We start from the raw sequence: 19,295 nt of genomic DNA on the forward strand, positions 1-19,295 counted from the left end.
GTGGTGGCGAATCAGGGACTCGAACCCCGGACCTGCGGATTATGATTCCGTCGCTCTAACCGACTGAGCTAATTCGCCACATTTCGATGCTGTCGCACCGAGACGCGAACTATACGCAGCGCCCAGGGGGCTGTCAAGCGGCTTTTGCGGGATTGTGGCGGAGGCTCACAGCGTATAGCAGCGGTCGCCGCGGGCGAAGCCCAGCCAGTCTATGGAAACGCCTTTGCCGAAGCCCATCGCCTTGAAGGTTTCGCCCATTTCCTGCGGCGACAGCAAGCGCTGCGCCGCCTTGGCCACCGGCAGATAGCTTTTGACGTCGTTGGCGTCCAGCGACTGCAGCCGGTCCACCAGGCCGCAGTTGACCAGAAACTGCGCCTGGCTGGTATAGCCTATCAGGTCGAGGCCGGCATCAATGCCGCTTTGGGCGACGGCGCTGAAGTCGACGTGGCAGGTCAGGTCCATCAGGCCGGGCAGGTAGAACGGGTCCTGCACCGTGTGGTGGCGGTAGTGGCCCAGCAGCGTGCCCATGCTGCGCTCCGGGTGATAGTACTCGGACGCGGCGTGGCCGTAGTCGATCATCAGAATGGCGCCGCGGGTCAGGGCGCCGGCCACGGTGGCGATGAAGCCGCGGTTGGCCAGGCTGATCTCAGTCTCGTAGCGCGGAATGTCCGGCACCAGCTGCGCGGCCAGATCCGCCAGCCGGGCGTCGGCGAAATCGCGGTCTTCATAGGCGAGGGCGCCGTCGCGAATGGTGACGCCGCGCTGGCGAAGCTGGCGGTTTTCGTCGCGGAACACCATCTCGCAGGGCATCGCGTCCAGCAATTCATTGCCGATGACGATGCCGTCTATCGAGTCCGGCAGCCGATCGGCCCATTCGATGCGGCCGGCCAGGTGCGGCAGCGCGGCGCGGATGTTGTCGCGCTGGCGTTCCACCAGGTCCGGCGACAGGTCCAGGATCACGTATTTTTGCGGCAAGCAGCCCAGCGTCTCCAGTTCGGCCAGCAGGTCTATCGCCAGCTTGCCGGTGCCGGCGCCGAATTCGTAGACGGCGCCGGCCGTCTGCGGCAGCAACTCGGCCAGCTGGCGGGCCAGCGACTGGCCGAACAGCGGCGTCAGCTCCGGCGCGGTGATGAAATCGCCGCTCTCGCCCAGCTTGCTGCTGCCGGCCGCGTAATAGCCCATGCCGGGCGCGTACAACGCCAATTCCATATAATGCGAAAAGGGTATCCAGCCGCCGGCGTCGGCGACGGCCTGGCTGATGTGGCCGCACAGGGCCTGGCTGGTGGCCAGCGCTTCTGGACTGGCGGCGGGTAAGGTGGTCATGGCTGTCGTCCTGCTACAATGTGGCGCGATTGTGGTGCAAAGCGCAGCGCCCGTGAAGGGGCGAGGAATTCGATTCGAGGAAGCAATGCTAACAGAGCGACAACAAGATGAGCGCGTGGTTCTGATCACCGGCGCCGCGCGCCGGGTGGGGGCGGGCATCGCCCGGCTGCTGCACGCGCGCGGGCTGAGGCTGGTGTTGCACTACCGCGGCTCGCGCGCCGATGCCGAGGCGCTGGCGGCGGAATTGAACGCGATTCGGCCGGACAGCGCCAAGCTGGCCCAGGCCGATCTGCTGGACGCGGCGGCGCTGCCGGAGCTGGCGGCGCGGGCGGTGGCGGCCTTTGGCCGGCTGGACGGCCTGGTCAACAACGCGTCCAGTTTCTTTCCGACGGAAGTGGGGAAGATCGACGAAGCCGCCTGGCACGACCTGATGGGCAGCAATCTGAAAGCGCCGCTGTTTCTCAGCCAGGCGCTGGCGCCGGAGCTGACGCGGCGGGGCGGTGCCATCGTCGGCATCGCCGACATCCATGTGGACCGGCCGATGGCGCGGCATGTGGTGTACAACCTGGCCAAGGCCGGCCACGCCCAGCTGATCCGCAGCCTGGCGATCGAGCTGGCGCCGGCGGTGCGCGTCAATGGCGTGGCGCCGGGGGTCAATCTGTGGCCGGAGAGCGAGGCTTCGTTCGACGCGGCGGGGCGAGAAGCAATCGAGGCGAGCATACCGCTGCGGCGCACCGGCGTGCCGGAAGACATCGCCCGGGCCGTGGCTTTTCTGCTGCTGGACGCGACTTACGTCACCGGCCAGATCCTGGCGGTGGATGGCGGCCGCGGCATCGTGTTGTGACGGTTTTCCGCCGCCATGGATTTTGGCGGCGGGAAACGGTAAAATCGCCTGTTTTTCAATTTCTTAGCCGTACCCATGTCCGAACTGAACGCCGCGCTCGACGACAAGGCCAAGAAGGCCGCGTTTGAAGGCAACAAACTGGCCAAGCGCCTGCGCCACCACGTTGGTGACGCCATCAATGATTTCAACATGATCGAAGAAGGCGACCGCGTGATGGTCTGCCTGTCGGGCGGCAAGGACAGCTATACCTTGCTGGACATCCTGCTGGGCCTGCAGAAGTCTGCGCCGATCAACTTCTCCATCGTCGCGGTCAATCTGGACCAGAAGCAGCCGGGCTTCCCCGAGCACGTGCTGCCGCAATACCTGGAATCCATCGGCGTGGAGTACCGCATCGTCGAGGAAGACACCTACTCCATCGTCAAGCGGCTGGTGCCGGAAGGCAAGACTACCTGCAGCCTGTGCTCGCGCCTGCGCCGCGGCATACTGTACCGCGTCGCCGACGAGCTGGGGGCGACCAAGATCGCGCTGGGCCACCACCGCGACGACATCCTGCATACGCTGTTCCTGAACATGTTCTACGGCGGCAAGATGAAGGCGATGCCGCCCAAGCTGGTGTCCGACGACGGCCGCCACATGGTGATCCGCCCGCTGGCCTATTGCCGCGAGAAGGACATCATCCGCTACGCTGATCTGAAGGAGTTCCCGATCATCCCGTGCAATCTGTGCGGCTCGCAGCCCAATCTGCAGCGCCAGGTGGTCAAGGAAATGGTCAATGACTGGGACAAGCGTTTCCCCGGCCGCGTCGAAAGCATGTTCCGCGCGCTGCAGAATGTGGTGCCGTCGCACCTGGCCGACACCAAGCTGTACGATTTCGCCTCGCTGAAAACCGGCGACGCGCCGTTCGCCGACGGCGACACCGCCTTCGACAAGGAAGAATTCCGCGATCCGGCGCCGGATGCGGACGACGCGGCCGAGGCCGCGCCGAAGCGCACCATCAGCATCCTGGATTCCCGCGGCAAGGAAGCCGGCTGTGGCGCGTAGGGCGCTGCACCCGTTCCGCCGCCGCGTGCGGCCGGCGGTGGAGGCGATGCCGGAGGTGGAGATCTCGGAAGAGGGCAATATCCGCTCGCTGCACCTGGGCTCGGAAACGATACAGAGCTCGATGGACCTCGACGATCCGCCGGATCTGGTGCTCAGCTACAGCCGCGCGATGATGGGCTTTCTGCTGTGGAACGACGATCCCAAGCACATCCTGCAGATCGGCCTGGGCGGCGGATCGTTCGCCCGCTTCATCGATGAGTACCTGCCGGACGCCGTCAGCGTGGCGGTGGACATCAATCCGCAGGTGATCGCGGTGGCGCGCGCCTTCTTCCAGTTGCCGGAGGAGGGCGATTTCTTCGAGATCGTCGAGGCCGACGGCGCCGACTACGTGAAGATCTTCCGCGGCTCCACCGACGCCATCCTGGTGGACGGCTTCGACGGCCTGCAGATCGTCGACGCGCTGACGACGGAAGACTTCTTTGAGGACTGCAAGCGCGCGCTGAGCCCCAAGGGCGTGTTCGTCACCAACTGGTGGAGCGGCGACAAGCGCTACCAGGCTTTCATCGAGCGGCTGTTGAACGTTTTCGAGGGGCGGGTGATCGAATTGCCTGCCGCCACCCACGGCAATGTCGCGGTGATCGCTTTTCGCCAGAGCCCGACGCTGACGCAGTGGGAGGCGCTGAAAAAGCGCGCCGACGAGCTGGAAGGACGCTTCGGGCTGGAGTTCGGCGAGTTCGTCAACCGGCTGAAGCAGACCAATCAGCAGACCGCCGGTCACCTGTTGATCTGAGCCAGGACAAATCCGCCGCGAAAAGCGCGCGGCGGTTACGTTTGCTTACCCAAAAGCCGGCGCAACGCGGCGTATAATGCCAAGTTGCGCGCGCATCGAGCGCCGGTTTCGGGCCCGAGGCCCGGGTCAGACGTGGCAGCACCTTATACCTGAGTACCGAATGACCGGGCGGCGGACGGGCGTCTGCCGCTCAAGCTTTTACATCCTGTTGGGACTTTCATCGTGATCAAGCAGCAACTGCTCAATCGTATCGCGGACAAATCCGCTGTGATCGGCATCGTGGGGCTGGGCTATGTCGGCCTGCCGCTGATGCTGCGTTTCGCCGAGGTCGGCTACAAGGTTCTGGGCTTCGACATCGACAAGAGCAAGGTCGATGCCCTGATGGCCGGCAACAGCTACATCGAGCACATTTCCGCCGACAGCATCGCCACCGCCCTGACCCGCGGCTTCGAAGCCACCACCGACTTCTCCCGCGCCGGCGAAGCCGACACGCTGATCCTGTGCGTGCCGACCCCGCTGAACAAATACCGCGAGCCGGACCTCAGCTTCGTGCTGAACACCATCGACAGCCTGGTGCCTTACCTGCGCGAAGGCCATCTGGTGTCGCTGGAGTCCACCACCTACCCGGGCACCACCGACGAAGAACTGCTGCCGCGGATGGAATCGTGCGGCCTGAAGGTGGGCGATGACGCCTTCCTGGTGTTCTCGCCGGAGCGCGAAGATCCGGGCAATCCCGACTTCACCACCCGCACCATTCCCAAGGTGTGCGGCGGCGTGACCGAAGCCTGCCAGGAAATCGGCGTCGCGCTGTACAGCGCGGTGATCGACAAGGTGGTGCCGGTGTCGTCCACCCGCGCCGCCGAAATGACCAAGCTGCTGGAGAACATCCACCGCGCGGTCAACATCGGCCTGGTCAACGAGATGAAGATCGTCGCCGACCGGATGGGCATCGACATCCACGAAGTGATCCGCGCCGCGGCCACCAAGCCCTTCGGCTTCGTGCCCTACTACCCGGGCCCGGGCCTGGGCGGCCACTGCATCCCGATCGACCCGTTCTACCTGACCTGGAAAGCGCGCGAGTACGGCGTCAACACCCGCTTCATCGAGTTGGCGGGCGAAGTGAACAGCAATATGCCGGATTACGTGGTGTCCAAGGTGGCTTCCGCGCTGAACCTGCGCAAGAAGGCCATCAACGGCAGCCGCGTGCTGGTGCTGGGCATCGCCTACAAGAAGAACGTCGACGACATGCGCGAAAGCCCGTCGGTGTTCCTGATGGAAAAACTGCGCGACCTGGGCGCCGAAGTGGCGTACAGCGATCCGCACGTGCCGGTGTTCCCGAAGATGCGCGAGCACGCGTTCGATCTGAAGAGCGTGCCGCTGACCGCCGAATCCATCGCCAGCTACGACTGCGTGCTGCTGGCCACCGACCACGACAAGTTCGACTACGAGCTGATCAAGGCCAAGGCCCAGCTGGTGGTCGACAGCCGGGGCAAGTACCTGGAGCCGGCCGAGCACATCGTCAAGGCTTAAGGCGTGCAAGGACGCTTTCCCCGGGCGGGAGCGTGGCTGGCGGCGCTGGGCGCGCTCTCGCTGCTGGCCGTGCTGGCGATGACGCCGCTGATCCGCTATTCCAAGAGCTGGCTGGTGGCCGAGGCGCCCCAGCCGCGCGCGGACTGGATCGTGGTGCTGGGCGGGGAGAGCGGCGAGCGGGTGATAGGCGCGGCGGAACTGTACCATCAGGGCCGCGCGCCTTTCGTCTTCGTCAGCGGCGAAGGCGATTGCCTGTTGATTGTGAAGCGGCTGCAGATGGCCGGCGTGCCGCGCGGGAAGATAGGCTATGAGTGCCAGTCCAGAAACACGCGGCAGAACGCCGAGTTCACCCGGCAGGCGCTGGCCTCGCATCAGCCGCGGCGCGTGACGCTGGTGACCTCGTGGTTCCACTCGCGGCGGGCGCTGGAGACTTTCCGCCAGGCCTGGCCGGAAGTGGACTGGGGCATGCACATCGTGTACCCGGGCAACGACCTGTACCACAGCCTGGCCTGGTATGAGGCGGGCGCGGTGCTGACCGAATATTTGAAGATACTGGTGTATTCAGTACGTTACTGGACGTTCAAATGATAGTGATTCCTCCGATTGCCGATCGCAAGATCCGCTTCGCCTTGGTCGGCTGCGGCCGCATCGCCAACAACCACTTCGGCGCGCTGGAGAAACATGCCGACCGCGCCGAGCTGGTCGACGTCTGCGACATCGATCCGGCCGCGCTGCAGTCGGCTGTCGAGCGCACCGGCGCCCGCGGCCACGCCAGCCTGACCGACATGCTGGCGCAAACCAACGCCGACATCGTCATCCTGACCACGCCGTCCGGCCTGCATCCGAGCCAGAGCATCCAATGTTCCGAGGCCGGCTTCCACGTGATGACCGAAAAGCCGATGGCCACCCGCTGGGAAGACGGCCTGGAGATGGTCAAGGCCGCCGACAAGGCGAACCGGCACTTGTTCGTGGTCAAGCAGAACCGCCGCAACGACACGCTGCAGCTGTTGAAGCGCGCGATGACGGAAAAGCGCTTCGGCCGCATCTACATGGTCAACGTCAATGTGTTCTGGACCCGTCCGCAGGAGTATTACGACGCGGCCGGCTGGCGCGGCACCTGGGAATTCGACGGCGGCGCCTTCATGAATCAGGCCAGCCACTACGTCGACCTGCTGGACTGGCTGATCGGCCCGGTGGAGAGCGTGCAGGCCTACACCGCCACGCTGGCGCGCAATATCGAGGTGGAAGACACCGGCACCGTCAGCGTCAAATGGCGCTCCGGCGCGCTCGGCAGCATGAACGTCACCATGCTGACCTATCCGAAGAATCTGGAAGGCAGCATCACCATCCTGGGCGAAAAGGGCTCGGTTCGCGTCGGCGGCATGGCCGTCAACGAGATCCAGCACTGGGAATTCGCCGAGCCGCACGCGATGGATGAGGATATCAAAGCCGCCAGCTACGCGACCACCAGCGTCTACGGCTTCGGCCATCCGCTGTACTACGACAACGTGATCAAGACCATGCGCGGCGAAGCCACGCCGGAGACCGACGGCCGCGAGGGTCTGAAGTCGCTGGAGCTGCTGATCGCGATGTATCTGTCGGCTCGCGACGGACGCCGCGTCAGCTTGCCGCTGGATTATTAAGGCGGACAGCATGTTCAGAAAAATAGTGGACGGCGCGCTGTGGGGCCTGGGGTTCTGGCTGGTCGGCGGTGTTTTTATGTTGATATTTTCTTCTTTCGGGAACCACGTCGAAGCCCAGAAGCGAGCTTCAGCGGCATCGGCGCAGCAGCGGGACGCCGATCGCCAACATGCCCGCTATGAGGACTTGATGAGCCGTCAGGAAAAGGCGATGGCTCGTTCCGAGCAGCAATTGACTCGCTTGGACAAGCTTTTGGAAAAATGGGAGCGGCAGAAATGAGTCAGGTTCACATCCACCCCAGCGCCATCGTCGACGAAGGCGCCTCCCTGGGCGAAGGCACCCGCGTCTGGCACTGGGTGCACATCTGCGGCGGGGCGAAGATCGGCAAGGGCTGCTCCTTCGGCCAGAACGTGTTCGTCGGCAATGACGTGCAGATTGGCGACAACGTCAAGGTGCAGAACAACGTGTCGATCTACGACGCGGTGACGCTGGAGGATGACGTGTTCTGCGGCCCGTCCATGGTGTTCACCAACGTCAACAATCCGCGCAGCCACGTCAACCGCAAGAACGAATACCGCCGCACGGTAGTGAAGAAGGGCGCGTCCATCGGTGCCAACGCCACCATCGTCTGCGGCCATACCGTCGGCGAGTACGCCTTCATCGGCGCTGGCGCGGTGGTGACGCGCGACGTGCCGGCCTATGCGTTGATGGTGGGCACGCCGGCCAAGCGCATCGGCTGGATGTGCTCCTGCGGCGAGCGCCTGTCCAATGACATCGGCACGCACTCCTGCCCAGTATGCGGCATCCATTACGAGGTCGGCGGCAACCACTGCACGCCGATCAAGAGCGGCGAGTAAGCGCCGCCCGCGCGGCTTGTCCTGGGCGGCTCCCCATTGTTGGGGATGGGCCGCTGCCGCGCGATTTTCCAAAATATTGATTCGGGGTTGATCCTCTTATGTCCATCCAGTTCATCGATCTGAAAGCGCAATACCAGCATCTGAAAGCCGACATCGACGCCCGCATCCATGCGGTGCTGGATCACGGCCAGTACATCATGGGGCCGGAGGTGAAGGAGGTGGAGGAGCAACTGGCGGCCTACATCGGCGCCAAGCACGCCATCGGCGTCTGCGACGGCACCAAGGCACTGCTGATCGCGATGATGGCCTTGGGCATCGGCCCCGGCGATGAGGTGGTCACCACGCCGTTCACCTTCATCGCCACCGGCGAGATGATCGCGCTGTTGGGCGCCAAGCCGGTGTTCGTCGACATCGACCCCGTCAGCTATAACCTGGACCCGAACCTGCTGGAAGCGGCGATCACGCCGCGCACCCGCGCGATCATGCCGGTCAGCCTGTACGGCCAGGCGGCCGATTTCGCCGCCATCAACGCCATCGCCGACAAGCACGGCATTCCGGTGATCGAGGACGGCGCGCAAAGCTTCGGCGCCAGCCAGCACGGCAACAAGTCCGGCAACCTGTCCACCATCGGCTGCACCAGCTTCTTCCCCAGCAAGCCCTTGGGCTGCTACGGCGACGGCGGCGCGGTGTTCACCAGCGACGACGCGCTGGCCAAGAAGATCCGCGAGATCCGCGTGCACGGCCAGGACCGCCGCTACCACCATCCGGTCATCGGCCTGAACGGCCGGCTGGACACCATCCAGGCTGCGGTGCTGCTGGCCAAGCTGCCCAGCTTCGCCGACGAGGTGGCCGCCCGCGAGCGCATCGGCGCCCGCTACAGCGAGTTGCTGAAGGATGTGGCCCGGGTGCCGGTGATCGGCGCCGGCAACACCCACGTCTACGCGCAATACACCATCGAGGTGGACGAGCGCGAAGCGGTGCAGGCTAAGCTCAAGGAGCTGGGCGTGCCGACCGCCGTCCACTACCCGATCCCGTTGCACCTGCAGCCGGCCTTCTCCCACCTGGGCCAGGGCGAGGGTAGCTTCCCGCTGTCCGAGGCCGCCGGCCGCCGGGTGATGAGCCTGCCTATGCATCCCTTCCTGACGGAAGAGGCGCAGGACGCCATCGTCGCCGCGGTGAAGAAGGCGCTGGGCTGAGCGGATGGTGTCGTTGTCGTCGCTGCGCGTCCCTAAAAGCGGTTTCATCCGCCACATCATCACCCTGGTGACCGGGGCGGCGGTGGCCCAGGTGGTGCCGCTCTTGGCCTCGCCGCTGATCACCCGCCTGTACGACCCGCACGAGGTGGGCATCCAGGCGGTGTACGTGTCGTGGATGTCGACGCTGGCGGTGCTGGCCACCGCCCGCTACGAGATGGCCATCGTGCTGCCGGCCGAGGAAAGCCGTGCGGACAACCTGATGGGCCTGTCTCTGCTGTGCGCCAGCGCGCTGGCCTTGTTGATCGGCCTGGTGGTGTTGATGGGCGGCCATTCGCACATCGCCGCCCGTCTGGGCGCGCCAGAGCTGGAGTCCTGGCTGGTGCTGCTGCCGCTGTCGGTGTGGCTGGCGGGCCTGATGCAGGCCTGGACCAACTGGAACAACCGCCACCGCCGCTACCAGGCCAACGCCAACGGCCGTATGACCCAGTCTTTCGGCATGGCCGGCACCCAGGTGCTGGCCGGCTGGCTGGGCGCCGGCGCCGGCGGCCTGATCCTGGGCCAGTTGGCTGGCCAGATCGGCTCGCTGCTGGCGCAAAGCTGGCAGGACCTGAAGGCCCGCTTCGGCTGGCGGCGCGGCGTCAGCCGCCAGGGCATGCGCGAGGCGGCGATCGCCTATATCGAATTTCCCAAGATCAACGCGCCGCACGCCTTGAGCACGGCGCTACTGGACTCCGCCACGCTGGCGGTGTTGGCCGTGCTGGCCAGCACCTCGGCGGTCGGTTTCTACGGCTTGATGATGCGGGTGTTGAAACTGCCGGCGGCCTTGATCGGCCAGGCGGTGGCCCAGGTGGCCTACCGCGAGCTGGCCGAGGCGCGCAATCTGGGCAAGCCGCTGCGCCCCATCCTGCGCAAGATGATGCTGACGCTGTTCGGCATGTCGCTGTTTCCCTTCCTGGTGATCCAGATTTTCGGCGAGCCGCTGTTCACGCTGGTGTTCGGCCGCAACTGGGCCGAGGCAGGCCGCTACGCCGAGGCGATGTCGCTGTACATCCTGTTCCATTTCGTCGCCTCGCCGCTGGGCATGGTGCCGCCGGTGATCAATCGCCAGCGCTTCGCGTTTTTCCTGTCCCTGGTGCAGGCCGTGCTGTTCCTGGGCTCGTTGTGGCTGGGCTTCCATCTCTGGCAGGATGCGGTAGCCACGTTCCAACTGGTGTCGGTCGTGATGGCCGGCTATTTCCTTGCTTACTTCACCTGGCTTTATAAGGCGGCACGATGAACTGGAATGGACTCTTCAGCCGCATCCGCTTTCGGCTGTCGGCATGGGTGCGGCCGCGCATGGTATACGGCTTCCAGCGCGGCGACGGCGTGTTCCTGAAGCGCACCCGCGTCTCCAACATGACGCGCATCGAACACATAGACAAATTGATGGTCGAGGACAATGTCTACATCGGCCATTTCAATCTGATCGACGCCTCCGGCGGCCTCTACATAGGCGAGGGCTGCCAGGTCACCAACTACGTGTCGGTGCTGACCCACTCCAGCCATGTGGCGATTCGTTTGTATGGCCGCGAGTACCTGACGCGCGACAACCATGTCGGCTATCTGAAGAAATCCACCCGGCTGGGGGCGTACAGCTTCATCGGCCCGCACTCGGTGCTGATGCCGGGCGTGGAGCTGGGCAAGGGCAGCATCGTGTCGGCCTACAGCTTCGTGCCGGCCGGCGAGTATCCGGATTTCGCCATCCTGGCCGGCAATCCGGCGCGGGTGGTCGGCGATACCCGCGACGGCGACGCCGAGTGGCTGGCGCAGAGCCCGGAGCTGCACCGTCTGTACGAGGCCTGGGCCAATGACTGACAAGATCGCCCGCCTGCTGGTGGCGGGCTCGGCTTCCATCCACACCTGGCGCTTTCTGGCCGGCATCGCGCCCCATGTCGACGAGCTGTACCTGGCCTGCAACGGCGAGGTCCCCGCCGACAGGCGGCCGGCCAATCTGAAGGGCGAGCTGCGCGTCGATTTCAGCCTGAAGGCCTGGTCCACCGCCGGCCGGCTCAAGGCCTGGATCGCCGAGGTGAAGCCCGACGTGGTCCACGTTCATCAGGCCAATAGCGTGGCCTGGCACGCCCGCCGCGCGCTGGCTGGTTCGCGGATACCGATGTTGCTGACGGCCTGGGGCTCCGACGTGCTGCTGCTGCCGGACCAGAACCCGCTGCTGCGGGCGATGGTGCGCGGCAACCTCAACGCCGCCGCCGCGATCACGTCCGACTCGCTGTACATGGCGGCGAAGATTCGCGAGCTGGCCGGGGATTGCCGCATTTCTCTGCTGAGTTACGGCATCGACGCCTTGCCGCCGGAGCCGGAGATCGGCGCCAAGAAAAAACAGGTATTGTCCTGCCGGCTGCACAAGCCGCTGTACCGCATCGACGCCATCCTCAAGGGCTGGGCCGAGGTGGAGAACAGCGGCTGTTGCGCCGACTGGAACCTGGTCGTGGCCGCCAGCGGCGGCGAGACCGAGAATCTGAAACGGCTGGCGGCGTCGCTGGGCCTGCAGCGCGTCGAGTTCGCCGGCTTCGTCGACAGCGCCGCGCTGGGCAAGCTGTACGCCGAGTCGCGCGTTTTCGTCAGCGTGCCGCGCTCCGATGCCACCAGCGTCAGCCTGATGGAGGCGATGGGCCATGGCTGCCTGCCGCTGCTGTCCAATCTGCCGGCCAACGGCGAATGGGTGATCGACGGCCTCAACGGCATGATCGCCGAGGACGTCGAGCGCCTGGGACCGGAGCTGTGCCGCGCGATGATCAAGGCCGAGGATGACGCGGCGCTGGGCGCCGCCGCCGAGATCAACCGCGGCCTGGTGGCGGCCAAAGCGCTGCACCAGGCCAATATGGCCGGCTTCGCCGACGTGATCCGCGAGCTGGCCGCCAACAAGGTTTGAAAAATGAAAATAGCCCACCTGACCTCCGCCCATCCGCGCCACGACATCCGCATCTTCGTCAAGGAGTGCAGCTCGCTGGCGGCGGCCGGTCATGAGGTGACGCTGATCGTCGCCGACGGCCAGGGCGAGGAAATCCGCAACGGCGTCCGCATCCACGACGTCGGCCCCAAGACCGGCGGCCGCCTGTCGCGGATGACCGGCACCGTCAAGCGCGTCTACCAGGCGGCATTGAAGCTGCGCCCGGACGTGGTGCATTTCCACGACCCGGAGCTGATCCCCGCCGGCGTGCGCCTGAAGCAGGCCGGCATCAAGGTGGTGTATGACGTGCACGAGGACGTGCCGCGCCAGATCCTGGCCAAGCACTGGATACCGGGCGCGGTGCGGCCGCTGGTGTCCGGTGGCTTCGAGACGCTGGAGGACTGGGCGGCGCGACGTTTCGACGCCATCGTCACCTCCACCCCGCATATCCGCAAGCGCTTCGAGAAGCTGGGCGCCAACGCGCTGGACGTGTGCAACTTCCCGATTCTGGAAGAGCTGGTGCGCGACACGCCGTGGGCAAGCCGCCGCAACGAGGTGTGCTACATCGGCGGCATCAGCCGCATCCGCGGCATCGAGCCCATCGTCGCCGCGCTGCCGGGCACCTCCACCCGGCTGAACCTGGCCGGGCCGTGGAGCGAGAGCGATCTGCGCGCCAAGGTGACGGCACAGCCGGGCTGGGCGCGGGTCAACGACCTGGGCGTGCTGGACCGCAAGGGCGTGGCCGAGGTATTGGCCCGCAGCAAGATCGGCCTGGTGACGCTGTTCCCCACGCCCAATTACGTCGACGCGCTGCCGATCAAACTGTTTGAATACATGGCCGCCGGCATGCCGGTGATCGCCAGCGATTTCCCGGTCTGGCGCGAGATCGTCGACGACGCGGGCTGCGGCGTGCTGGTCGATCCGCAGGACGCGGCCGCCATCTCCGCCGCCATCAACGAGTTGTTGGGTGACGAGACGCGGATGCGCGCGCTCGGCGAGTCCGGCAAGCGGGCGGTGCTCAATAAATACAGCTGGGCGGCGGAGGCCGACAAGCTGATCAAGCTGTACGCGACGCTGTAAACCATGAAAATTCTCTACATCAACCATTACGCCGGCAGCCCGCGCCACGGCATGGAATTCCGCCCCTATTACCTAGCGCGCGAATGGGTGCAGGCCGGGCACGAAGTGAACATGCTGGCGGCCGACGTGTCGCACCTGCGCCAGACCCATCCGCAGGTGGACGGCAAGTACCGCGACGAGGACATCGACGGCATCCGCTACACCTGGTGCAAGACGCGCCCTTACGAGGGCAACGGCGTCGGCCGGGTGCTGAACATCTTCAGCTTCCTGGCCAAGGTGATGAGCCTGTCGCGCCGCTACCTGAAGGAATGGAAGCCGGACGTGGTGATCGCCTCGTCCACCTATCCGCTGGACACGGTGCCGGCGGCGTGGATCGCCGGCAAGACCGGCGCCCGGCTGGTGTACGAGGTGCACGACCTGTGGCCGCTGACGCCGGTGGAGGTGGGCGGCATGTCGCCCAAGCACCCGTTCATCCGCCTGCTGCAGTGGGCCGAGGATTTCGGCTACCGGCGCGCCGACACCGTGGTGTCGATGCTGCCCTGCGCCAGGGACTATATGATGGCGCACGGCATGGCGCCGGAAAAATACGCGGTGATTCCCAATGGCGTGGACGTGGGCGAGTGGCAGGGCGAGGCGCAGCCTTTGTCCGCCGAGCACCGGATGCGGCTGGCGGAACTGAAGGCCCAGGGCCGTTTTCTTGTCGGCTACGCTGGCGGCCACGGCCTGGCCAACGCGCTGGATTATCTGCTGGAAGCCGCCGCCTTGATGCGCGACGCGCCGGTGACTTTCGTGCTGGTAGGCGACGGCCCGGACAAGCAGGCGCTGGTCGCCCGCGCCGCCGAATTGAAGCTGGATAATGTGATGTTCCTGCCTTCCATCGCCAAGCGCAGCGTGCCCGCCTTTCTGGCCGAGTGCGACGCGCTGTACATCGGCTGGCGCAAGCTGCCCATCTACCGCTTCGGCATCAACCCGAACAAGCTGTTCGACTACATGATGGCGGGCAAGCCGGTGATCCACTCGGTGGAGGCCGGCAACGATATGGTCAAGGATGCCGGCGCGGGCTTGAGCATAGGCGTGGAGGACCCGGCCGTCATCGCCGACGCGGTCAAGCGCATGGCGGTGCTGCCGCTGGCCGAGCGCGATGCGATGGGCGCGGCCGGCAAGGCCTATGTGCTGGCCAACCACGATTACGCGGTGCTGGCGCGGCGCTTTCTGGCCGCCGTGAAACTGCAAGGTTAGCGAGGAGGCCCGTCTGCGGGCGTTCCCCGTCGAATGTGCTTGGAAACAGGCAACCGTGATGTAAGCGATAGAAGAAAGAGAACAAGATGATGGAGAAAATCTGGATGGCGGCCGCGGCCGCTTGCTTGAGCCTCGCCGCTGCGCCGGCACAGTCCGCCGGCTTCAACTGCGCTTACGCCAAGCTGAAGGTGGAAAAAATGATTTGCGCCGACGCCGAGCTGTCGGCCCTGGACTCGGAACTGGCCAAGCGCTTCACCGCGATTCAGGATGAGACCAAAGGCATCGACGGCGATACCGGCAAACGGCTGGATCCCTATGGCAAGGAGCAGGTGCGCTGGCTGAAGGAAGTGCGCAACAAGTGCGAGGATGCCTTGTGTGTGCGCGACGCCTACAAGAAGCGGCTGAAGTACTTCGGCAAGGTGGAAAAGGATCTGGGCTTGTGACCGCGAAGCGCGTCTGGCAGCTCAGGTGAAGGGCTAGGCGCGTGGCGCTTTGACCGGTTTTGTGCCGCAGCCGGCGTTGCTGGCCGCGAATGAGTGAGTGGCATGTTGACGGCTGGCGAGAAGCTGGCCGGACCCGATAGCGAAAGATACAGAAATGAGCGAACAAAAATTCCTGCCGTTCGCCTTGCCGGACATCGGCGAGGAAGAGATCAACGAAGTGGTCGATGCATTGCGTTCCGGCTGGGTGACCACCGGTCCCAAGACCAAGCAGTTCGAGGCTGATTTCGCGGCATTCTTGGGCGACGGCGTGGAGGCCATCGCTGTCAATTCCGCCACCGCCGGCCTGCACCTGGCGCTGGAAGCCATCGGCGTCCGCGAAGGCGACGAGGTGATCGTGCCGTCCTACACCTTCACCGCCACCGCCGAAGTGGTGCGCTATCTGGGCGCGCACCCGGTGTGCGTGGACGTGGACGCGGCCACCTTCAATATCCGCCCGGACGCGATCCGCGCGGCGATCACCGACAAGACCAAAGCCATTATCCCGGTCCACTTCGCCGGCCTCGCTTGCGAGATGGACGAAATCATCGCCATCGCCCGCGAGCACGGTCTGAAGATCGTCGAGGACGCCGCCCATGCGATGCCCACCTATTACAAGGGCAAGCTGATCGGCACGCTGGATTCCGACGTGACGGTATTCAGCTTCTACGCCAACAAGACCATGACCACCGGCGAAGGCGGCATGGTGGTGTCCAAGCACAAGGACATCATCGCCCGCTGCAAGGTGATGCGCCTGCACGGCATCAGCCGCGATGCCTTCGATCGCTACGTGTCCAAAACCCCGGCCTGGTACTACGAAGTGGTGGCGCCGGGCTACAAGTACAATATGCCGGACACCGCCGCGGCGATGGGCATCCATCAGTTGAAGAAGATCCGCGGCTTCTACGAAAAACGCGAAGTCATGGCCCAGCGTTTCGACCGCGAGTTGGCCGATCTGCCGCTGATCCTGCCGGCGCGCGCCAAGGAAGAGGGCAGCAACCACGCCTGGCACCTGTACCCGGTGCGGATCAAGCCGGAAGCCGGCATCAGCCGCGACGATTTCATCGCCAGGATGGCGGAGAAGGGCATCGGCTGCTCGGTGCACTTCATCCCGCTGCACCGACAGCCGGTATGGCGCGACGGCTACCAGCTGACCCGCGAGCAATTCCCGGTGGCCGACGCGGCGTTTGAAGCCGAAGTGACGCTGCCGCTGTACACCCGGATGACCGATGACGACCAGACCCGCGTCATCGCCGCGGTGCGCGAGATTCTCGGCGCATGAGCGAGCGGTTGGAAAAAAAGGGCGGCGAGCTGCTGCCGCCCTGCTGCCGGCCGCGCCGCCACGGCTCGCGGTTGGTAAAGCGCTTGTTCGACATCGTCGCTTCCGGCCTGGGGCTTGCCGTGCTGGCGCTGCCGCTGCTGGCGGTGGCGCTGTGGGTGAAGCTGGATTCGCCGGGGCCGGTGTTTTTCCGCCAGGTGCGGGTGGGACGAGGCGGCGCGCTGTTCCGCATCCACAAATTCCGCACCATGCAGGTGGATACCGAGCGCCATGGCCAATTGACGGTGGGCGCGGACAGCCGCGTCACCGGCGCCGGCCGCGTGCTGCGCAAGACCAAGCTGGACGAGCTGCCGCAGCTGATCGACGTGCTGTTCGGCGACATGAGCCTGGTCGGTCCGCGGCCGGAAGTGCCGAAGTACGTGGCTCATTATCCGGCCGAGGCGAAGGACATCGTATTGTCGGTTCGCCCTGGCATCACCGACTGGGCGTCGATCCGCATGATCGATGAAAACGAGATACTGGGCCGCGCCGCCGATCCGGAGCGCGCCTACATCGACGAGGTGTTGCCGGAGAAGCTGGGCTATTACATCCGCTACGCCGAGACCCACAGTTTGTGGGAAGACATCCGCATCATCGTCGCCACGCTGATGAAGATCGTTAGCCGATGACCTTATCCATCCGCGCGGCCGAGGCCGCCGACGCCGAAGCGCTGGCGGAGATTTATCTGGCTTGCCGCCGGGAAATGCCGTATGCGCCGCTGGCGCATGGCGACGCGGCGGTGCATGCCTGGTTCGCCAATGCGCTGTTGCCGGCGGGCGGCGTCTGGCTGGCGGAGCGGAATGGCGGGATCGCCGGCTTCGCCGCCTGTTCGGAGCAAGACGGCGCGCTGTGGCTGGACCAGCTGTATGTCGGCGCAGGCCATCGGAATGCCGGCATCGGCCGAGCGCTGCTGGAGCGGGTGGTATTGCGGCAGACGCGGGCCTGCCGGCTGCATGTGTTTCAAGCCAATGCCGGCGCGCGGCGCTTTTACGAGGCGCATGGCTTCAAATTACTGAGCCTGGGCGACGGCCAGGATAACGAGGAACGCTGTCCGGACGCGCTGTACCAATGGCGGCCGGATATGAAAGAACGACCATGTTTGAAAAACTGCTAGCCTTCTCCCGCCACAACAAGATGGCGATGCTGGCGCTGATGGACGCGCTGCTGCTGCCGCTGGCGCTGTGGAGCGCGGTGTTCCTGCGCCTGGGCGGCTATTGGGACCCGAAGCTCAACCCGCACCTGTGGATCTTCATCGTGCCGCCGCTGTGGGCCATCCCCATCTTCATCAAGCTGGGCCTGTACCGCGCGGTGCTGAAGTATCTGGACGACAAGATCATATTCACCGTGTTCAGCGGCGTGACGTTGTCGGTGCTGGTGTTGCAGGCGGTGATCCAGATGGCCCACGTCTGGGTGATGCCGCGCGCGTCGGTGGTCATTTTCTGGGTGTTCGCCATGGCCTATATCGGCGGCAGCCGCTTCCTGCTGCGCGGCCTGGTGCGGCGCATCGACGCCACCGAAGCGCCGCGCGATCCGGTGATCATCTACGGCGCGGGCCAGGCGGGACTGCAACTGATGCTGGCCTTGCAGGCCGGCCGCGAATACCGGCCGATGGCCTTCGTCGACGACAATCCCGACCTGCATCGCCGCACCTACCGCGGCGTGGCGGTGCACGCGCCGGAGGCGCTGCCGGCGCTGATCAAGGACACCCAGGCCAAGTGCATCCTGCTGGCGATGCCGTCGGTGGGACGCGGCCGCCAGCGCGAGGTGCTGGAATCGCTGGAAAAGCTCAGAGTGCCGATCAAGCGTCTGCCCGGCATGGCCGACCTAGTGTCCGGCGAGGCGCGGGTGGAGGAACTGAAGGAAGTCGATATCGAGGATTTGCTGGGCCGCGAGCCGGTGCCGCCCAAGGCTGAGCTCCTGGCGCGCAATATCCGCGACAAGGTTGTGATGGTCACCGGCGCCGGCGGGTCCATCGGCTCCGAGCTGGCGCGCCAGATTGTCAAGAACCGCCCGGCGCGCATCGTGCTGTTCGAGCTGTCCGAGTTCGCGCTGTACAGCATCGACCAAGAGCTGGCGCAAATCGCGCCGCGCATCCCGCGCACGCCGCTGCTGGGCTCGGTCACCGACTACGCGCGGCTGACCCAGGCGATGCGCGCGTTCCAGGTGGAAACCGTCTACCACGCCGCCGCTTACAAGCACGTGCCGATGGTGGAGCACAACCCGGTGGCCGGCATCGTCAACAACGCCTTCGGCACCGACACCACCGCCCGCGCGGCGGAGGACTGCGGCGTCGACACCTTCGTGCTGATCTCCACCGACAAGGCGGTGCGCCCGACCAATGTTATGGGCGCCACCAAGCGCCTGGCCGAGCTGACCCTGCAGACCCGCCACGCGCGCGGCAGCCGCACCCGTTTCGTGATGGTGCGCTTCGGCAATGTGCTGGGCAGCTCGGGCTCCGTCGTGCCGCTGTTCCGTCGCCAGATCAAGGCCGGCGGCCCGATCACGCTGACCCACGCCGACATCACGCGTTACTTCATGACCATACCGGAAGCGGCGCAGCTGGTGATCCAGGCCGGCGCGATGGGCGACGGCGGCGACGTGTTCGTGCTGGACATGGGCGAGCCGGTGAAGATCATCGAACTGGCGCGGCGCATGGTTCATTTGTCCGGACTGGAAGTGAAGGATGAAAGCCAGCCGGGCGGCGACATCGAAATCCGCGTCACCGGCCTGCGTCCGGGCGAGAAGCTGTACGAAGAGTTGCTGATCGGCGACAACGTGCTGGCCACCGATCACGCCCGCATCATGCGCGCTCAGGAATACCATCTGGCCGAAGACGAGATGGCGTCGCTGCTGGCGCGCCTGTCGGATGCCTGCAACCGGCTGGACGCGCCGGCGGCGTTCGCGCTGATGCGGGAGGCGGTGCATGAGTTCCAGGCCGCCGAGGCCACCCAGGACTGGGTGACGCTGCAGGGCTGAGCCTGCTCGTCACCGGTTTTTAAAGCGGCTGCAA

General features: G+C 65.4%; 20 protein-coding genes and 1 tRNA gene. 19 read left to right on the forward strand and 2 right to left on the reverse strand.

Annotated elements, in window-relative coordinates; translation table 11 throughout:
* Position 1: 1 nt before the first annotated feature.
* Both VA599_RS22500 and VA599_RS22505 read right to left on the reverse strand, forming a co-directional pair.
* A tRNA-Met gene (locus tag VA599_RS22500) sits at positions 2-78 on the reverse strand.
* 87 nt (positions 79-165) lie between these two features.
* The gene (locus tag VA599_RS22505) at positions 166-1,323 is read right to left on the reverse strand and encodes a class I SAM-dependent methyltransferase (RefSeq protein ID WP_346790722.1); all 1,158 of its coding nucleotides are present in this window, start codon (positions 1,321-1,323) and stop codon (positions 166-168) included.
* 85 nt (positions 1,324-1,408) lie between these two features.
* On the opposite strand from VA599_RS22505, the gene VA599_RS22510 reads away from it, so the two are divergent.
* The 19 genes from VA599_RS22510 to VA599_RS22600 all read left to right on the forward strand — a co-directional run bounded on the left by VA599_RS22510 (position 1,409) and on the right by VA599_RS22600 (position 19,261).
* On the forward strand, positions 1,409-2,167 hold the full coding sequence (locus tag VA599_RS22510) for a pteridine reductase (RefSeq protein ID WP_021477415.1): 759 nt from the start codon (positions 1,409-1,411) through the stop codon (positions 2,165-2,167).
* 75 nt (positions 2,168-2,242) lie between these two features.
* The gene (ttcA, locus tag VA599_RS22515) at positions 2,243-3,208 is read left to right on the forward strand and encodes a tRNA 2-thiocytidine(32) synthetase TtcA (RefSeq protein ID WP_021477414.1); all 966 of its coding nucleotides are present in this window, start codon (positions 2,243-2,245) and stop codon (positions 3,206-3,208) included.
* Positions 3,198-3,998, forward strand: coding sequence for a polyamine aminopropyltransferase (locus tag VA599_RS22520; RefSeq protein WP_021477413.1), 801 nt, complete (start codon positions 3,198-3,200; stop codon positions 3,996-3,998). Before ttcA ends, VA599_RS22520 begins: the two co-directional genes overlap by 11 nt.
* Before the next feature lie 225 nt (positions 3,999-4,223).
* Positions 4,224-5,528 carry a nucleotide sugar dehydrogenase gene (locus VA599_RS22525; RefSeq protein ID WP_346790755.1) on the forward strand — a complete coding sequence of 435 codons (1,305 nt, stop codon included), beginning with the start codon at positions 4,224-4,226 and terminating at the stop codon, positions 5,526-5,528.
* Positions 5,529-5,531: 3 nt separating this feature from the next.
* Positions 5,532-6,116 carry a YdcF family protein gene (locus VA599_RS22530; RefSeq protein WP_021477411.1) on the forward strand — a complete coding sequence of 195 codons (585 nt, stop codon included), beginning with the start codon at positions 5,532-5,534 and terminating at the stop codon, positions 6,114-6,116.
* Positions 6,113-7,171 carry a Gfo/Idh/MocA family protein gene (locus VA599_RS22535; protein ID WP_346790726.1) on the forward strand — a complete coding sequence of 353 codons (1,059 nt, stop codon included), beginning with the start codon at positions 6,113-6,115 and terminating at the stop codon, positions 7,169-7,171. Before VA599_RS22530 ends, VA599_RS22535 begins: the two co-directional genes overlap by 4 nt.
* Positions 7,172-7,181: 10 nt before the next feature.
* Positions 7,182-7,448: a hypothetical protein gene (locus VA599_RS22540; RefSeq protein ID WP_021477409.1), complete on the forward strand. Its 267-nt coding sequence runs from the start codon at positions 7,182-7,184 to the stop codon at positions 7,446-7,448.
* Positions 7,445-8,026 (forward strand): acyltransferase, encoded by a 582-nt coding sequence (locus tag VA599_RS22545; protein WP_346790727.1) that lies wholly within the window; start codon positions 7,445-7,447, stop codon positions 8,024-8,026. Before VA599_RS22540 ends, VA599_RS22545 begins: the two co-directional genes overlap by 4 nt.
* Positions 8,027-8,124: 98 nt before the next feature.
* Positions 8,125-9,222: a DegT/DnrJ/EryC1/StrS family aminotransferase gene (locus VA599_RS22550; protein ID WP_346790729.1), complete on the forward strand. Its 1,098-nt coding sequence runs from the start codon at positions 8,125-8,127 to the stop codon at positions 9,220-9,222.
* A gap of 4 nt (positions 9,223-9,226) precedes the next feature.
* Complete coding sequence (locus tag VA599_RS22555) at positions 9,227-10,498, forward strand: lipopolysaccharide biosynthesis protein (protein WP_166440321.1); 1,272 nt, start codon at positions 9,227-9,229, stop codon at positions 10,496-10,498.
* Entirely contained in the window at positions 10,495-11,076 is a 582-nt protein-coding gene (locus VA599_RS22560) for an acyltransferase (RefSeq protein ID WP_021477405.1), read from the forward strand. The genes VA599_RS22555 and VA599_RS22560 overlap by 4 nt, the downstream gene beginning before the upstream one ends.
* Positions 11,069-12,151 carry a glycosyltransferase family 4 protein gene (locus VA599_RS22565; protein ID WP_346790733.1) on the forward strand — a complete coding sequence of 361 codons (1,083 nt, stop codon included), beginning with the start codon at positions 11,069-11,071 and terminating at the stop codon, positions 12,149-12,151. Before VA599_RS22560 ends, VA599_RS22565 begins: the two co-directional genes overlap by 8 nt.
* A 3-nt stretch (positions 12,152-12,154) precedes the next feature.
* The gene (locus tag VA599_RS22570; protein ID WP_021477403.1) at positions 12,155-13,249 is read left to right on the forward strand and encodes a glycosyltransferase family 4 protein; all 1,095 of its coding nucleotides are present in this window, start codon (positions 12,155-12,157) and stop codon (positions 13,247-13,249) included.
* Between the two features lie 3 nt (positions 13,250-13,252).
* Positions 13,253-14,488, forward strand: a complete 1,236-nt coding sequence (locus VA599_RS22575) for a glycosyltransferase family 4 protein (RefSeq protein ID WP_346790735.1) — start codon at positions 13,253-13,255, stop codon at positions 14,486-14,488.
* Positions 14,489-14,574: 86 nt separating this feature from the next.
* Complete coding sequence (locus VA599_RS22580) at positions 14,575-14,931, forward strand: lysozyme inhibitor LprI family protein (RefSeq protein ID WP_021477401.1); 357 nt, start codon at positions 14,575-14,577, stop codon at positions 14,929-14,931.
* Between the two features lie 154 nt (positions 14,932-15,085).
* A complete protein-coding gene (locus tag VA599_RS22585; protein ID WP_346790737.1) occupies positions 15,086-16,249 on the forward strand; it encodes a DegT/DnrJ/EryC1/StrS family aminotransferase in 1,164 nt (387 codons plus the stop codon).
* Positions 16,246-16,914: a sugar transferase gene (locus VA599_RS22590; protein ID WP_346790739.1), complete on the forward strand. Its 669-nt coding sequence runs from the start codon at positions 16,246-16,248 to the stop codon at positions 16,912-16,914. Before VA599_RS22585 ends, VA599_RS22590 begins: the two co-directional genes overlap by 4 nt.
* Positions 16,911-17,399, forward strand: coding sequence for a GNAT family N-acetyltransferase (locus tag VA599_RS22595; protein WP_346790740.1), 489 nt, complete (start codon positions 16,911-16,913; stop codon positions 17,397-17,399). Before VA599_RS22590 ends, VA599_RS22595 begins: the two co-directional genes overlap by 4 nt.
* Positions 17,381-19,261 (forward strand): polysaccharide biosynthesis protein, encoded by a 1,881-nt coding sequence (locus tag VA599_RS22600; protein WP_346790741.1) that lies wholly within the window; start codon positions 17,381-17,383, stop codon positions 19,259-19,261. The genes VA599_RS22595 and VA599_RS22600 overlap by 19 nt, the downstream gene beginning before the upstream one ends.
* The last annotated feature ends 34 nt before the right edge of the window (positions 19,262-19,295 follow it).

The organism is Chromobacterium indicum (assembly GCF_039708975.1).
GTDB classification, from domain to species: Bacteria; Pseudomonadota; Gammaproteobacteria; order Burkholderiales; family Chromobacteriaceae; genus Chromobacterium; species Chromobacterium piscinae.

What these genes read in the sequence shown, in the direction of transcription:
- ttcA (WP_021477414.1), top strand. Translation starts at nt 2,243, where the DNA reads ATGTCCGAACTGAACGCCGCGCTCGACGACAAGGCCAAGAAGGCCGCG.
- VA599_RS22570 (WP_021477403.1), top strand. Translation starts at nt 12,155, where the DNA reads ATGAAAATAGCCCACCTGACCTCCGCCCATCCGCGCCACGACATCCGC.
- VA599_RS22575 (WP_346790735.1), top strand. Translation starts at nt 13,253, where the DNA reads ATGAAAATTCTCTACATCAACCATTACGCCGGCAGCCCGCGCCACGGC.
- VA599_RS22535 (WP_346790726.1), top strand. Translation starts at nt 6,113, where the DNA reads ATGATAGTGATTCCTCCGATTGCCGATCGCAAGATCCGCTTCGCCTTG.
- VA599_RS22600 (WP_346790741.1), top strand. Translation starts at nt 17,381, where the DNA reads ATGTTTGAAAAACTGCTAGCCTTCTCCCGCCACAACAAGATGGCGATG.
- VA599_RS22540 (WP_021477409.1), top strand. Translation starts at nt 7,182, where the DNA reads ATGTTCAGAAAAATAGTGGACGGCGCGCTGTGGGGCCTGGGGTTCTGG.
- VA599_RS22560 (WP_021477405.1), top strand. Translation starts at nt 10,495, where the DNA reads ATGAACTGGAATGGACTCTTCAGCCGCATCCGCTTTCGGCTGTCGGCA.
- VA599_RS22590 (WP_346790739.1), top strand. Translation starts at nt 16,246, where the DNA reads ATGAGCGAGCGGTTGGAAAAAAAGGGCGGCGAGCTGCTGCCGCCCTGC.
- VA599_RS22550 (WP_346790729.1), top strand. Translation starts at nt 8,125, where the DNA reads ATGTCCATCCAGTTCATCGATCTGAAAGCGCAATACCAGCATCTGAAA.
- VA599_RS22510 (WP_021477415.1), top strand. Translation starts at nt 1,409, where the DNA reads ATGCTAACAGAGCGACAACAAGATGAGCGCGTGGTTCTGATCACCGGC.
- VA599_RS22555 (WP_166440321.1), top strand. Translation starts at nt 9,227, where the DNA reads ATGGTGTCGTTGTCGTCGCTGCGCGTCCCTAAAAGCGGTTTCATCCGC.
- VA599_RS22565 (WP_346790733.1), top strand. Translation starts at nt 11,069, where the DNA reads ATGACTGACAAGATCGCCCGCCTGCTGGTGGCGGGCTCGGCTTCCATC.
- VA599_RS22505 (WP_346790722.1), bottom strand. Translation starts at nt 1,323, where the DNA reads ATGACCACCTTACCCGCCGCCAGTCCAGAAGCGCTGGCCACCAGCCAG.
- VA599_RS22545 (WP_346790727.1), top strand. Translation starts at nt 7,445, where the DNA reads ATGAGTCAGGTTCACATCCACCCCAGCGCCATCGTCGACGAAGGCGCC.
- VA599_RS22580 (WP_021477401.1), top strand. Translation starts at nt 14,575, where the DNA reads ATGATGGAGAAAATCTGGATGGCGGCCGCGGCCGCTTGCTTGAGCCTC.
- VA599_RS22595 (WP_346790740.1), top strand. Translation starts at nt 16,911, where the DNA reads ATGACCTTATCCATCCGCGCGGCCGAGGCCGCCGACGCCGAAGCGCTG.
- VA599_RS22585 (WP_346790737.1), top strand. Translation starts at nt 15,086, where the DNA reads ATGAGCGAACAAAAATTCCTGCCGTTCGCCTTGCCGGACATCGGCGAG.